13 protein-coding genes are annotated in these 14,959 nt (G+C 33.2%); 11 read left to right on the forward strand and 2 right to left on the reverse strand.

Annotated features, from left to right (window positions below):
• Nucleotides 1-72: 72 nt before the first annotated feature.
• On the reverse strand, nucleotides 73-1,023 hold the full coding sequence (locus NXG62_RS00840; protein ID WP_427113172.1) for a DUF535 family protein: 951 nt from the start codon (nucleotides 1,021-1,023) through the stop codon (nucleotides 73-75).
• A gap of 103 nt (nucleotides 1,024-1,126) precedes the next feature.
• A complete protein-coding gene (locus tag NXG62_RS00845) occupies nucleotides 1,127-2,938 on the reverse strand; it encodes a phosphoethanolamine transferase (protein ID WP_427113173.1) in 1,812 nt (603 codons plus the stop codon).
• A gap of 226 nt (nucleotides 2,939-3,164) precedes the next feature.
• Here NXG62_RS00845 and NXG62_RS00850 point away from each other — a divergent pair, with 226 nt between their 5' ends.
• The 11 genes from NXG62_RS00850 (at nucleotide 3,165) to NXG62_RS00900 (ending at nucleotide 14,859) form a co-directional block, all read left to right on the forward strand.
• Nucleotides 3,165-3,923 carry a glycosyltransferase family 2 protein gene (locus NXG62_RS00850; RefSeq protein ID WP_427113174.1) on the forward strand — a complete coding sequence of 253 codons (759 nt, stop codon included), beginning with the start codon at nucleotides 3,165-3,167 and terminating at the stop codon, nucleotides 3,921-3,923.
• Nucleotides 3,923-5,053 (forward strand): glycosyltransferase family 1 protein, encoded by a 1,131-nt coding sequence (locus NXG62_RS00855; protein ID WP_427113175.1) that lies wholly within the window; start codon nucleotides 3,923-3,925, stop codon nucleotides 5,051-5,053. Before NXG62_RS00850 ends, NXG62_RS00855 begins: the two co-directional genes overlap by 1 nt.
• Before the next feature lie 16 nt (nucleotides 5,054-5,069).
• On the forward strand, nucleotides 5,070-6,005 hold the full coding sequence (locus NXG62_RS00860; protein ID WP_427113176.1) for an alpha-1,2-fucosyltransferase: 936 nt from the start codon (nucleotides 5,070-5,072) through the stop codon (nucleotides 6,003-6,005).
• A gap of 211 nt (nucleotides 6,006-6,216) precedes the next feature.
• Nucleotides 6,217-7,221, forward strand: coding sequence for an O-antigen ligase family protein (locus tag NXG62_RS00865; protein ID WP_427113177.1), 1,005 nt, complete (start codon nucleotides 6,217-6,219; stop codon nucleotides 7,219-7,221).
• Nucleotides 7,214-8,182: a glycosyltransferase family 2 protein gene (locus NXG62_RS00870; RefSeq protein ID WP_427113178.1), complete on the forward strand. Its 969-nt coding sequence runs from the start codon at nucleotides 7,214-7,216 to the stop codon at nucleotides 8,180-8,182. Before NXG62_RS00865 ends, NXG62_RS00870 begins: the two co-directional genes overlap by 8 nt.
• Nucleotides 8,183-8,303: 121 nt before the next feature.
• Complete coding sequence (gene wbaP, locus NXG62_RS00875) at nucleotides 8,304-9,758, forward strand: undecaprenyl-phosphate galactose phosphotransferase WbaP (RefSeq protein WP_427113179.1); 1,455 nt, start codon at nucleotides 8,304-8,306, stop codon at nucleotides 9,756-9,758.
• 69 nt (nucleotides 9,759-9,827) lie between these two features.
• Entirely contained in the window at nucleotides 9,828-10,925 is a 1,098-nt protein-coding gene (gene glf / locus NXG62_RS00880) for a UDP-galactopyranose mutase (RefSeq protein ID WP_427113180.1), read from the forward strand.
• Between the two features lie 3 nt (nucleotides 10,926-10,928).
• A complete protein-coding gene (locus tag NXG62_RS00885) occupies nucleotides 10,929-11,696 on the forward strand; it encodes a DUF4422 domain-containing protein (RefSeq protein WP_427113181.1) in 768 nt (255 codons plus the stop codon).
• A 27-nt stretch (nucleotides 11,697-11,723) separates the two neighbouring features.
• Complete coding sequence (locus tag NXG62_RS00890) at nucleotides 11,724-12,782, forward strand: glycosyltransferase family 2 protein (protein WP_427113182.1); 1,059 nt, start codon at nucleotides 11,724-11,726, stop codon at nucleotides 12,780-12,782.
• A 15-nt stretch (nucleotides 12,783-12,797) separates the two neighbouring features.
• Nucleotides 12,798-13,931 carry a glycosyltransferase family 1 protein gene (locus NXG62_RS00895; protein ID WP_427113183.1) on the forward strand — a complete coding sequence of 378 codons (1,134 nt, stop codon included), beginning with the start codon at nucleotides 12,798-12,800 and terminating at the stop codon, nucleotides 13,929-13,931.
• Nucleotides 13,921-14,859 (forward strand): HAD family hydrolase, encoded by a 939-nt coding sequence (locus tag NXG62_RS00900; protein WP_427113184.1) that lies wholly within the window; start codon nucleotides 13,921-13,923, stop codon nucleotides 14,857-14,859. Before NXG62_RS00895 ends, NXG62_RS00900 begins: the two co-directional genes overlap by 11 nt.
• Nucleotides 14,860-14,959: the final 100 nt, after the last annotated feature.

The raw sequence follows: 14,959 nt of genomic DNA on the forward strand, positions 1-14,959 counted from the left end.
AAATAGATTTTATGTAATACTGTAAATATTGATAGAAACAGGAAAATATGCCATATTCAAGTAGTTATGGAGTTACTGTTTACCGCCAATCTCATTTTTCATATATTTTTTAAGCGCCTTAGAAATTTCTGCTTGGATTTGATCCATTAATTCATATCGCCTGCGGTGATTTGCTCTTTTTGAAGGTTTCATTTCACTCATTTCCTTGCGATATTCCGCTATCGGGATGTCGTAGAAGCGACTGTCTTGGCAATCCGCAGTGCCTCCGGCTTCTTGCCAAAAACGATCTAAGTCCACCTTAAGCTTGCGATCTAAACGAATATGGTTCATGGCGTAATACCCCTTATTTGTAACAGCGGTTATCTTTTTTGCATTCAGTGTGACAGCCAGACAGCGAAGGCACCATAAAATAAGGTTTTTGGGACGATAACCGAAATATTTTTTTGTTAACTTTTTAATAAAATCAGAGCCGCCGACCATACCTTGCAATGCTCCAATATGAATAGTCAAATCAGTATCGCCGAAGAAAAACATCAATTGATATACCCTGGTTCCGGCATCCCAGCCTGTATGTTTTTCATCTTCACTGTCATATACCAGTTCGATGGACAAGCATCCTTCCTTTTGCTGGCCATCTGTGAAATTTAAATACAATATAAATGGTTTTTCATCTATTTCATCATGCCATAACGGAACTCGTTCACCGTGTACGTAGATTCGTTCCATCAAATCAAATTCAAATAATTGTTCCATCCAGCAGATATGTTGTTGTACGATTTTTGCTCGCTCTAGGCAAGTAGAATTTTTATAAAATATTTTTCGTACGGCCTGATCGATAAGCCATGGACAATGCTCCATAATAAGGGTACGTTTTGGATCAGATAAAAAGAAAGTTAGATGTTGTTCCATGACATGACGATTTATAAAAGCACGTGCCAAAAAAGAATAATACCGTTTATTATCACGCCAATCTTCACATTTATATACATCATGGCCTATTTGCTTTAATAATTGCCAATCCATTTGATCACTCCGCGTCATTAAAATTTTTAAAATAAAATTGGTTCATGTTATTTGTTCCGTCTTACATATTACAGTATCTTTGGCAATAGAGCAAATGAATCGTTTAATTATTTGTATCTTCCGTTAAATTTATTTTCCCCAATTCTGTCGTTAACATATCGCGTGTATATTTATAATTTATGCTGGACAAACTGTTTGTTTCATCATAATGATTACTTTTAATATGGAATACACCGCACATAAGCTCATACATGAGATCATTGGTAAAATACGTGTCAGCGTGATTTTGTAAAACAGCGGAAGTATTGGGATACAGTTTGCAGTATTCGGGTGATAAGTAAAGAAACATGGGAATCCGTAAGCCTTCAAAAGGCGCATAATCAGGGTGACGTTTATGTTTGGGATCTGCACCGTGATCAGAAAAATAGAGCATCGCCTGCAGGTTTAGATTGTCTTTACCATACATGTATACCTGTTCTAAGAACCAATCGGTATAGGCAATGGAATTATCGTATTCTGTGACTGAATTACGTCCCGTTTCGGATGGCCATTTAGTAAAATTTCTGGGATATCTGTTATCGTAACTATCATGACTGCCCATAATGTGAATGACGACAAAATTATTTTTCTTAGGATCAATTCGTTTCAGATAAGGAAGTAAATCACCATCATATCGTTGATGATCGCTGTTTGCTAATTCATCCTCAATCCAAGCGGAATAATCTGCTGTCTTTGCTACTAGTGTGATGGGTGTGTCCGCATTGCTGATGGTACCTTGATTACTGAACCAATAGGTCGTGTAACCAGCTTTTTTAGCAATATCCAGCATCGTAATACATTGGTTGAAGTCTAAATTATTATACTGGTTTTTTTCTGTCAAGGCACGTTCTAATGCAGGGACTGTTTGTCCCCAACTCGTGTAGGCATGCTTAAATAAAATAAAACCAGGCTGAGAAGACATGGTACGTAGCCAAGGTGTTGTATCATGCCGACTGTAGCCGTAGGCGCTGCAATAATCTTTGGAGGCTGATTCTCCAATGACCATGATAATGGTACTTGGTTGTGAAAATTCCGGTGTTGTGGGAGTTACGATGAGGGTATTGAAATTGTTTTTGTGATAGGAGTTAAATTTTTGGGCATTATCAAAATAATCTTGCGCATTGTGAAGGACATCCATAACACCTGTTTCTCTGAAAATTTGACAACTGTAAATCCCCGAAGTCAGTAATATAATAACAGAAATGAAAATCGTCTTTTTTATTGGTTTTACAGTACGGATCTTTACATAGTTGCCCCACATAAATAAAAATAACAAAATGATAAATAGGATTATTATCATAAGTATACCGCTATATCCAGCATTCTGCAGAATATATTCATGAGCTTCTAATGTATTTGTTTGCAGCATAGCCATACAAGCGGCTTCTGTAATGGGACTGTGATAATTAACAAAATAAATTATTTGTATGACAGGCAATACCATAAGCAGTGTATGTAGTATACTAATAATTAAAATTGACATTTTGCGCTGTATGGTGGTAATAGAAAAAGTATTCAGCAGTAAACGCAGGGTGGCTGTAAATACAAATATGTAAGAAGCAAAGGAAATATCAAAATGGTTGTCAATAAAATTTGTGTTTTGGTGGAAGGTGATCCAATAACTTAGAGGATATACTACTGCCCAGGCTAAAAAAACAACAATATGAGGACTGATTTTTTTCCAAGGGATTTTTGATTGCTGCCATAATCCTAATGTGATACCGACAGCTATTGCATTAGGGACATATCGCCGCATTTGCAAAAATAATGTTTTATACGGGAGACCGACACTCATTAATAAGTAAAAACCATACATCAATACATAGCTAATGATAGCAGCTATAATAAATGTAATTAAAAATTTATGTTTTTTCACTGAAAGCACTCCTATTCATATACTGTATTAATTGTAACGTACTTATTAAAGGAAGACAAATAACAATTTTGACATTCGCAATATAACTCGGATTATCTTATATCAGTATATTCACAATATATATATGCGAGGGTGTTGCTAGAGAATTACTGTATCATATGCTATAATCTAAATAAATAATTCAGACCTGTATGTTAATGAAAATTAGGTTATAAGGAGTCTTATTGTGAGTACATTATCCATACTTATTTTAACAAAAAATGAACAGGACAATATCGTTGATGTTATACGGAACGCATTTCAATGTGCTGATGAAGTTATTATAATTGATTCTGGAAGTACGGACAATACAGCGAAGCTTGCTGAAAGAGAAGGGGCATCCGTGTGTTACCGTGCATGGGATGATGATTTTGCGGCACAGCGTAATTTTGGCTTGATACAGACAACGGCGGATTGGGTTTTTTATCTTGATGCCGACGAACGATTAAGTTCTGAACTTATTGATGCAGTTCATAGAGCTGCTGCTCTGAATGATACAACTAAGCAATACAGTATACAGCGGAAATCAGTAGCTTTTGGTACAAAATTCGGACATGGCGTTTTGTATCCTGATTATGTGTCTCGCATGTTTCCGAGAACTGCCGTACATTGGGTTCACAAAATACATGAACATCCTGAATGCAAGTTAATAACAGAAACATTGCCGGGGCATATTGAGCATTATACGTATAAAAACTGGCATCATTGGGAAGGAAAGTTGTGTCAATATACGACAATTTGGGCTGAAGAAGCTTTTAAGAGAGGAAAACGTACATCTCTTTCCAGTATATTTCTTCATAGCTTAGGTGGATTTTTTAAGATGTTTATTGTTCGAGCTGGATTTTTAGACGGTTGGATGGGAACGTATATGTGTTTTAACCATTTTTTTTATACCATGCTAAAGTATTTGAAACTATATGAATTGCAAAGAAAGAGTGATCTATAATGCGTGTAGCAATACTGGAAACAGTAAAAACTAATGGTGGATTTGAGCAGGAATTTGATCGTCTTATTATCAATGAATTAAAACGACAGGGCCATACGCCTATATTATATTTACCAGAAAATAGCAAACTTTCTATTGATTTTGATATTCCCATTGAATATATGAGTGGAGGTGAAATTGTTGACTATGAAGGAGCTGGAAAAATAAAGAAAATATGGTTGTCCATACAGCGTGAAAACAGGAGAGTTAAGTGGTTTGATTCGGCTTACAAAAAGGCTTGTAAAAAGGAAATAGATGCCATAGTATTAACGACAGCTACTTATCGATATCTGCGGTCTCTTCATAGAAGTAAATTGAAAGATAGCCCAATTCCTATTATTTTTATATTTTTGGGAGTTAATCCTCATGAAAAACCTAAATTTATCAGACAAGCACAAAAGTGTTTGAGTTATAGAAATATTAAACTGAAAATTACTACTTTGCGAGACGATTTTAAAGAATCAGCACTTCCTAATGTAGAATTAATAAAACCGCCTGTATTGGTTCCGACAGAAATTAAAGTTAATAATCACTTGATGTACAAAGAACCTATTCGAATTGGTTTTTTTGGACATTATCGCAAAGGGGAGAAAGATATAGAAGGTATCATCAATGCGTTTGTGAAAAGTGGAATGACACATAAGGCCGAACTTATTATACAAGCAGCCCCTACTACGCCAGAGGATGCAACAGACTTAGATCGTATTATGAATGAATACAAAAATAAGGCGGGGATTACTTTTATAAAAGGAAAGCTTTATGGTCAAAAGTGGTATAGTATATTATCGAGTATGGATGTATTGTTTTTGCCTTATAGTGATAAGCGATATTTATATAACTGGAGTGCGGTATATTTTAATGCACTTGGTTTATATAAGTCCGTATTGGTGACTAAATTTTTAAATCCCGAAATTCTTTCTGCATATGATGTAGGTACTGAAGTGGATTTACAGGATTTGAATCATATGTCTGTACAAATACACGATTTTTTAGAACAGTACGAAAAAAAAATACCCATTTATCAGAATAATCTTGATAGAGTAAATAGAGATTTTGGAACTGAAAATTTTCTATATAACATATTAAAATAATGAATGGGGTAAAAAAATGATATACATTAAAATGCATGGGCGGCTGGGAAATCAATTTTTTCAATATGCTTTTGCCAGAACGTTGGCGGAACAGCGCCAAGACCAGATAACTATAGATTTTAGCAATATTGAGGAGGAATCTGCTATTGATCCGTATGGTGGTTGGGAAAACTCCTTGCAGTACTATAATATTTCAAAGGATACTGTAATTGGATCAGTAATGTATACTAAGATGCAACGGTTAGCAGTTCTATTCCGGAAACATGGTTTTCGTATGTATCGGCAGTTTGATAAAGGATCGGATAACGAAGTACGATTTAATGAACAAATAATAGATAAATTGGCAAATTACGGGATACTTATAGCAAATGGGTTTCATGAGTATACTGATCTTCCGCTGGGAGACTTGATTCTTGATGGTTATTTTGAGTGTCCAAAATATTTTGCTGCCTTTGATACTATGATACGAAATGAATTTACTCCAAAATATGCGGTGCAGAATAAAAATAAAGTTTTATATGATAAAATTTGCTGCAGTGAGTCTGTTTGTGTTACGATACGGCGGGGTGATTTTATTTACAAGGCGGGTGTTGCGAAAGCGGCCAATCTATGCACAAAAGAATATTTTTATGCGGGAATTGAGTACATGTATCAGAAAATACGTGAACCACAACTTATTGTGTTTTCTGATGATATTCCATGGGTACAAGAAAATATGAAATTTCCGAAAGGAACGTTATATGAAAATGGGAGTGATCCTGTGTGGGAAAAAATGCAATTGATGTCTGCCTGTAAGCATTTTGTTATTTCTAATAGTACGTTTAGCTGGTGGGCACAGTATTTAAGTACTTATAAAGAAAAAATAGTAGTTGCGCCTGATAAATGGCGGCGTGAGGGATACGATGGACATTCTCTCTATGATGAGAAATGGAAACTAATACCAGTGAAATAAGTAGGTGTATAATTTGAGAGAGTGTGCTGAAAAATATAAACTATATATACAGGTATTACCAGTATTGTTTTTGACAGTAGGGTGTGGGATTAACCAAGGATGGTTCTTTATATTATCATTTCTAAGCCATATTTTAGTATGCAGGCTATATGATTATCCTATATTAGGAAATATGTGGACTAGCTCTTTATATAGAAAATCTTGGCTTTTTATGATGGTTTTTATTGGTACTATGATTTTTTCATATTTTTTTAATCAGGGTGATATCAGTGAAATTGGTCACTATGTCGAACGGATGGCACCATTTTTGTTATTTGGCATTATTGCGAAGGATGATATAAATATACCAAAAATAGTATGGATAGGGTTAATTGTTTCTGTTATTTACATATGTTTTGATACGTTTATGCATCCTCATTATATTGAGGGACGTTTGATGGGAACCTTTGCATGGCCATTGGGACTAACATCTGTATTAATTACGATGCTGCCGTTTTTACTTTTTGGAATTATCATGTATTGGAAAGAAAATTTTGCTTTTTGTTGTATTTCTTTTATTGTATTTGTAGCAGGATGTCATATCATTGCCATGACAGGTACCCGCAGTGCTGTAATTGTTATGGCAGTTGTATTTCTGGGTATGCTGATTCTAATTATTAAAGCGCAATATTGGAAAGTATTGAAATTTGTTATTCCCATACTATTGATAGTTGGGTTTGGTGTAACTTGCTTTTCGTCAAATGTGTTGGAAACGCGTATACACAATCAATTACAGAATGATGGACGAGTATATCTAATGCAAGTTTCTGAACAAATATTTAAAGAACATCCAGTGTTTGGCATTGGTACGAAAAAATGGGGAGAAGTGTATCATAATCGATTTGAATTGCCTGGAAGAGAAAAAAATATCCAATCGCCTCATAATATTTTTCTTCAGTCTGCTAATGAAAATGGTCTTATTGGACTCAGCGGTTTTTTGCTTTTATTGATTTTTCAATGGCATACAATGTTAAAATATGGCGTAATATCTATGGTGGATACGTTGCGGAGATTAAATTGGATTGGTGGGATGCTGCTTTGTTTTTCAGCCATCATTGTTTACGGCTTTTTTGATTATGCGTTTTTTGGTCGATATGTAATGAATCTGTTTTGGTTTTACTGGGGACTAACAGTTTTTATTATTCAAAGAGGAAAACAGGTAAATACGTATGACTAAACTTAGTATAATTGTTCCCATATATAATGCGGGAAAATATTTAGAAGATACCATCACGTCTATTTTGAGACAATCTTATTTTGATTTTGAATTACTCCTTGTAGATGATGGTTCTACAGACGACAGTTTGAAAATTTGTTACAAATTTTCATTACAGGATTCTAGAATTAAAGTAATACATAAAAAAAATGGTGGCGTAAGTTCTGCCAGAAATAGTGGTCTGGTAAAGGCAATTGGAGAATATATTGCCTTTGTAGATGCGGATGATTTAATTGAACCAGATATGTACCAGATTTTAATAAAAGCATTGGAACAAAGTCATACAGATATTGCTATGTGTGGATTCGTTGCAGAAGTTACATATAAACCTTCTGCAACGAATCCTAGTACATTCCCTCTCATTTGCAACCATCCATTAGAATTATTACTAAATGAAAAATTGGGTGCCGGGTGTATATGGAATAAAGTTTTTTGTAAAAATTTGATAAAGTCTGTCCGGTTTGACGAAACAATCGTTTATTCCGAAGATCAGCTTTTTATTACGGAGGTGTTAATGCAGTGTAATTCTATAGTAGTGATTTCTAATAACTTGTATCATTATATGCACCGACAAGATAGCTTATCTTGGCAAGATGGAAATTATGAAATATGGCAAGGAAATTTTCGAGCTCGCAAACAAATCTATCAAATGATTCTCTTTCAGAAATCAGAAGATATTCTTCAAAAATACGCTTTTGAAGAATATGTTAAAGCTATTTTTGCTTGTATTCGATATACAATTAAGTACCGAAAAGAGGCGGAGTATCATCGCATAATGGAGACGTACGGCTTGACAATAAGTAATTATTTGCGTTCTGCGAATTTACCGCTTGGGAAAATATGGGAGTATAAAACATATATAAAATCCTATTGGATGGCGTCTGTATTTCATTACTACCCTAAGCATCTAAAATTATTATAAAATATTAATTTTGTTTTTATTATTCATAAATAATGCACTTATGAAACTTATATATAGAACGGGTGTATATAATATGCTATAATTATGAACAATAAATATGGATAGAAGCGGGGGAAAACGTATGTCTGCCTGCAAATCATGCAGTGAAATAAGAATTTCTATAAAAAATAAATATACGACAATCATATTGCCGCTTGTTTTAACAATAGGAGATTACTGTGCCATCGTATGTGCCGAATCCGTAGCGTTTTACCTGCGGAATTTTTTTATACCGAATGATGGGGTGCTGCATATATCTTGGTTAAGCTGGTATGTCATATGTCCTGTTACCTATATTATTTTTATGCAGGCAAGTGAATTATATACGCGTCGTATGCAGTTTTGGCGTATTATCTCTCATATATTTAATGCTAATGTATATGCAACCGTAACAGTTATCGTGATGATGTATGCAGCACAAATAGCGGGGACTACTTCACGATTGTTTTTAGCTTTTTTATGGTTTTTTGCGTTTTGTTTCGTTATATTGTTTCGTTTTATTATTAAAAAAATATTGGAAAAATTTTGTATATTGCAGGTTCCTGTACTCGTGATGGGAGCCGGTAAGACGGCAGCCTTAGTATTGGAATACTTTCAACATGATACGGGAATGGGACATCATTTTATCGGCTATTTAGAAGATCATATACCGAATCCCAAGGTAACAGCCATGATGCCGCAACTGGGTAAATTCCAGGATGCAGAACAGGTTATCAAGGAGACTGGCGTGCGTCATGTAGTAGTCATTGCCCCCGGACTTAATACGAATGCGGTGCAAGAAATTGTTTACCGCTTGCAGCCGTTGGTAAAATCAATTTCTTTTATACCCGATATGGGAAATATGCCATTAGCTGTATTAAATATGGAAAGCCTCATTGATGGACGTATTGTGGCTTTCAGTGTGCGGAATAACTTGGCTCGCTGGTATAATCGTTGGATCAAACGTATTTTTGATATTGTCTGTACAGTTATAGGGATTCTTTGCCTGATGCCTGTTTTTCTAATTATTGCCATTTGGATATATAGAGACTCACCGGGGCCTGTGATTTTTAAGCATAGACGAGTAGGAAAAAAGGGAAAATCATTTTCCTGTTACAAATTCCGCAGTATGTGTGTGGATGCTGACGAAAAATTACAACGAGTATTAGCTGCTGATCCAAAAGCTCGGGCTGAATGGGAAAGCGAGTTTAAACTGAAAGATGATCCCCGCATTACCCGGAGTGGTGCTTTTCTCCGAAAAACCAGTTTGGATGAACTGCCTCAGTTGTTCAATGTGCTTAAAGGAGATATGAGCCTTGTCGGACCGAGACCTATTATCCGTGAAGAAATACCTCGCTACGGAAAACATATTGACGATTTCTACATGGTTCGTCCCGGTATTACCGGTATGTGGCAAACTAGTGGCAGGAATGATGTTACGTATGATGAACGTGTCCAAATGGATACATGGTACGTCAGGAATTGGAATGTATGGTTTGATATGGTACTCTTATGGAGAACAATTAAGGTTGTAATCTGTAAAAAAGGCGCATATTGATGAGATGAAGATTGTTGAGAATCCACATGATGATGTATATTTTAGTCAAAACAGATTGGAGAAATAAAAGTGGTTCCATATGATTATTTAATTGTTGGCAGTGGGTTATTCGGGTGTGTTTTTGCCCATGAAGCTGCTGAACATAATAAAAAATGTCTAGTTATTGAACGTAGAAATCATTTAGGCGGGAATATTTATTGTGAAAATAAAGGCGGAATAAATATTCATTATTATGGCGGACATATTTTTCATACCAGCAGTAAAAGGGTGTGGCAATATGTTAATAGGTTTGTTGAGTTTAATAATTATATTAATAGTCCTATAGCAAACTATAAGGGTAAACTCTATAATCTTCCATTTAATATGAATACATTTCACGAAATGTGGGGAGTTATTACTCCACAGGAAGCACAAATGAAAATACAGGAACAATGTGCTGCATTTAAAGGGGAACCCAAGAATTTAGAAGAACAGGCAATAAGCTTAGTCGGAAAAGATATATATGAAAAATTAATTAAAGGATATACCGAAAAACAATGGGGCAGGCCATGCAGCGAATTGCCGGCATTTATTATTAAGCGACTGCCTGTACGGTATACATATGATAATAATTATTTTAATGATTTGTATCAGGGCGTTCCCATAGGTGGTTACAATGTTTTGATTAATGCTCTGTTGAAAAATATTGATGTAAGAACGAATACGGACTTTTTTGTTGCTCCTGATGAATTTAAAAATATTGCAAATAAAATAGTATATACGGGGGCGATTGATCAATATTTTGATTATACATTAGGAACATTGGAATATCGCGGACTACGATTTGAGATTGAAAAACATAATACGGACAATTATCAAGGGGGAGCGGTCGTAAATTATACAGATAAAGAAACACCATATACCAGAATTATAGAGCATAAACATTTTGAATTTGGGAAACAACGAGTAACCTATATTACTAAAGAATATCCAAGTACGTGGAAACCTGGAGAAGAAGCGTATTATCCTGTTAATGATGCTAAAAATACAGCATTATATCAAAAATATTCAGCATTAGCACAACAAGAAAACGACGTTATTTTTGGTGGGCGTTTAGCAGAATATAAGTATTACGATATGGATAAGGTTATTCAATCTGCTTTAGATTCGGTGGAAAGGGAATTTTAGAATATGGATATAAAAATTCTTATTGCAATGCATAAACCTTATTGGATACCAAGTGATTCCGTATATATGCCTATTCATGTTGGGAAAAAAGGAAAACAATCGATTGGATTTATGGGTGACGATACAGGGAACAATATTTCTGAAAAGAATCCTAATTATTGTGAATTAACAGGACTATACTGGGCATGGAAAAATTTGCAAGCTGATTATATTGGATTAGTTCATTATCGGCGATATTTTACTTATAAGGACGGTCATAATAATGATGATAAGAAAAAATATGTTCTTCAATACAGTGATTGGCTGAATCTGTTAAGCAAATATGATATAATTGTTCCTTTAAAAAGAAAATATTATATAGAAACCAACTACTCCCATTATGCTCATGCGCACAATAAACTTGATTTAGATATGACAAGGGATATAATAAAAGAATTATATCCAGAATATCAAGATGCTTTTGACCAAGTAATGAAACAAACATCGGCACACATGTTTAATATGTTTGTTATGAAAAAAGATAAGTTTGATACTTATTGTAAATGGCTGTTTTCGATTCTTTTTAAACTGGAAAACAGAATTGAAATTTCTAGCTATAATATTACAGAAGCGAGAGTATTTGGATATATTAGTGAGTTGTTGCTAGATGTATGGATAAATAAAAATAATATTGTATATAAAGAAGTTAATGTTACATTTATGGAAAAACAAAATTGGTTAAAAAAGGGAACAAAATTTTTGTTGCGCAAAGTTGATTATACAAAAAATTAAAAATGTTTATATGTTGGAGGATATATAATGATTGCTACCCCTTTTTTTACCATTATTATGTCTGTTTATAATGTTGAAAAATATTTATATGCAGCGGTACAAAGTATTTTAAAGCAAGACTTTACCAATTTTGAATTGATTTTAGTGGATGATTGTTCAACGGATAGCAGTTACGGCATTTGTCAAAAATTAGCTAAAATAGATAGTAGAATTATAATATTACAAAATAAAATAAATAAAGGTGCAGCTAGTGCACGAAATATAGCACTTCCTTATGTGAAAGGAACGTATGTAACATTCATAGACAGTGATGATTATATTGAGACAGATTTGTTAGGAACAGCCTATGTTCATTTAAATAAGGACAATATAGATTGCTTAAAAATTGGATGTGTAGAGGAATATTTTGATTCTAAAAATAGACATGTATATAGTAAAATTTGCAAAATTGAAAATGGTTTTTTTGATGATTGGGACACTATAAAATGCAAAATGATTGAAATGGAACTTATCCCCTTATTTGGTTATGTTTGGAATGCATTTTACAGAGTGGATATAATACAAAAAGAAAAGATTAAATTTAATGAAAGGTACGCTGTTAACGAAGATTTTATTTTTAATATAATGTATTTTAAAGTAATTAAGAATTTAAAATGTATAGATTATTATGGATATCATTATAATAAAAGGATAAATAATAGCCTTTCCACAAAACGGCAAAATGGTTATTATTCTTTACATATGATGAAAATACATGAATTTATTAATGCTTTTGGAAATATAAATAATATGAATGACACTCTTAAAGAAGATGTGTTTTGGTTATACACACGATTTATATATTCAACACTTCAAAGAAAAATAGATATTAATGAGGCAAATATACAAGATACGATCAATATTATTAAGAGCGATGAGCTGTTTAAAATATATAGATCTATTAAATTTAAGCATTTAAACATTAAAAAAAAGATTATGATTAGTGCATTAAGATCTAATAAAATTAATGTTTTGTTACAATTTATTAAATGTATTGGCATAGTAAAAAGAGAATTTCCAGCTATTTTTGCTATATTGAAAAGATAGAAGGATGATTTGTTTATGAAGAAAACAGTGAATATCTTACAGGTTGGTATGACAGATAATATTGGTGGTATGGAAACTTACCTTATAAATCAATATAGGCAATTGAATAGAAATAAAATAGAATATGACTTTGTAAATATTACGGGAGACCGGCATATGGTATTTGAAGAGGAAATTAAAGATGCTGGTAATCAAGTTTATAAAATTTGTCGTCGTAGCAAAAATCCTTTTAAACATTACTATGATTGGTGGAAACTTTTAAAAAAACAAAGAGGTAAATATGATGCGATTGTTTTAAATGCTTGTCATTTGTATTATGTATTTCCATTAGTTATAGGTCGTATAATGGGAATTAAAATACGTATTATGCATTCACATAATAGTGGCGATGAGTTACAAATAAATGTATTGCGTCAATTTATTGTCTGGCTTAATAGCAAGCTAATGTTTTGGGCTGCTACTGATTGTTGGGCTTGCTCTAATGCGGCGGGTAAATGGATGTTTAGAAACAGAAAGTTTATTATTATTCATAATGCAATTGATACGAGAAAATTTACGTTTAATGAAGTTATCCGTAATAAAAAACGCAAAGAACTGAAAATAGAAGGGAAATTTGTTGTTGGACATGTTGGTAGGTTTACTTATCAAAAAAATCATAAGTTTTTAATTACTGTTTTTTCTGAAGCATGTAAAAAAAATAGTAATATGATTTTATTGTTAGTTGGAGATGCAGTTGGCATAGATAAAGAATACCTTTTACAAACCCATGAGATGGTTAATCAATTGGGACTGCAGGATAAGGTTTTGTTCTTGGGAATGCGTACAGATGTTAATGAATTAATGCAGGCTATGGATTGTTTTTTATTACCGTCACATTTTGAAGGGTTGCCAGTGGTCGGGGTAGAAGCACAAGCGGCAGGATTACCTTGTTTTTTTTCTAATACTATTACACCGGACCTTTCTATTACTAGTTTAGTACATTATTGCAATAATAGTGGACTAACAGAATGGGTGGATTCTATTTTTGAGTATTGTAATTATAAGCGTAACAATATGCAACAACAAATTACTAACAGTGGATATGATATTGCAACAGAGATTTATAAGATAGAACAATTTTATTTAAATAGGTGCAGTCATGGATTATAAAAAACTTTCAGCTTTAATTGATAAACATGCTATCATTTCATTTGATGTTTTTGATACTATGATAAATAGAAATGTTCCACAAGCAATAGATTTATTTAAAATTGTTGGGATAAAATATTTTCAGTTATTTGGTGAAAAAATAGATTTTACTAAAAAAAGGCAATTAGCTGAAAATTTAGCTCGTAAAAATGGGGAATTTTATGAGGTTAATTTAGATGAAATTTATCAGCAGATGGTAACCTTTTATGATAAAAAAATTAGTATGCGTTTAAAGAATTTAGAAATTAAGACAGAAATAGATTTTTCTTGTCCCAATAAACAAATATTCGATATTTTTGAGGAGTGTAAACGAAAAGGGAAATTAATCTTTATTGTATCTGATATGTATTTGCCAAGTACGGTTATTAGCAAGATGCTTTCCCATTGTGGGTATTCAGGGTATAATAAACTTTATGTATCTTGTGAAGCAAGACAAACAAAATGGCAGAATGGATTGCTATACAGAAATATATTAGAAGAAAACCATATAACTGCTTCTCGTGTGTTGCATATTGGCAATGATAAGATTGCTGATTATGTCATGGCTAAAAAACAGGGATTATCAGCGTTTTTAATAAGTGAAAACGACAATTGCAGATATTATGGTGTTACAGGATTATATGGCAGTGAAAAATTACAATATGGATGTATCGAGAAATTTGTTAGTAATAGTTTTATTGGGATTGATAAACCCAATAGTTATAAATTAGGCTTTGAAGTTTTTGGGCCACTTTTATATGGGTATTGTGATTGGTTGCTAAAAAAAGCAAAAGAAAATAATATAAATAAGATTTATTTTTTTTCGAGAGATGGCTATGTTTTAAAAAAAGGGTTTGAATTATTAAATTCGAGTATTAAGACATATTATTTTTATGGGAGTGTAAAATGAAGTGTGTAAGTTACCGGTAACCAATTTACTAACTTACGCACTTCATTTTTTTGTCGAGGTGCGGTACACTATCAGAAAGCAGGTTGAAAGGAATTGAGTA

The sequence above is a fragment of the Megasphaera sueciensis genome (genome assembly GCF_050219315.1).
GTDB lineage: Bacteria > Bacillota > Negativicutes > Veillonellales > Megasphaeraceae > Megasphaera_A > Megasphaera_A sueciensis.

Coding starts and splice junctions, on each gene's coding strand:
- NXG62_RS00840 (WP_427113172.1), bottom strand. CDS start 1,023: ATGGATTGGCAATTATTAAAGCAAATAGGCCATGATGTATATAAATGT.
- NXG62_RS00855 (WP_427113175.1), top strand. CDS start 3,923: ATGCGTGTAGCAATACTGGAAACAGTAAAAACTAATGGTGGATTTGAG.
- NXG62_RS00860 (WP_427113176.1), top strand. CDS start 5,070: ATGATATACATTAAAATGCATGGGCGGCTGGGAAATCAATTTTTTCAA.
- NXG62_RS00865 (WP_427113177.1), top strand. CDS start 6,217: ATGATGGTTTTTATTGGTACTATGATTTTTTCATATTTTTTTAATCAG.
- NXG62_RS00870 (WP_427113178.1), top strand. CDS start 7,214: ATGACTAAACTTAGTATAATTGTTCCCATATATAATGCGGGAAAATAT.
- wbaP (WP_427113179.1), top strand. CDS start 8,304: ATGTCTGCCTGCAAATCATGCAGTGAAATAAGAATTTCTATAAAAAAT.
- NXG62_RS00885 (WP_427113181.1), top strand. CDS start 10,929: ATGGATATAAAAATTCTTATTGCAATGCATAAACCTTATTGGATACCA.
- NXG62_RS00890 (WP_427113182.1), top strand. CDS start 11,724: ATGATTGCTACCCCTTTTTTTACCATTATTATGTCTGTTTATAATGTT.
- NXG62_RS00895 (WP_427113183.1), top strand. CDS start 12,798: ATGAAGAAAACAGTGAATATCTTACAGGTTGGTATGACAGATAATATT.
- NXG62_RS00900 (WP_427113184.1), top strand. CDS start 13,921: ATGGATTATAAAAAACTTTCAGCTTTAATTGATAAACATGCTATCATT.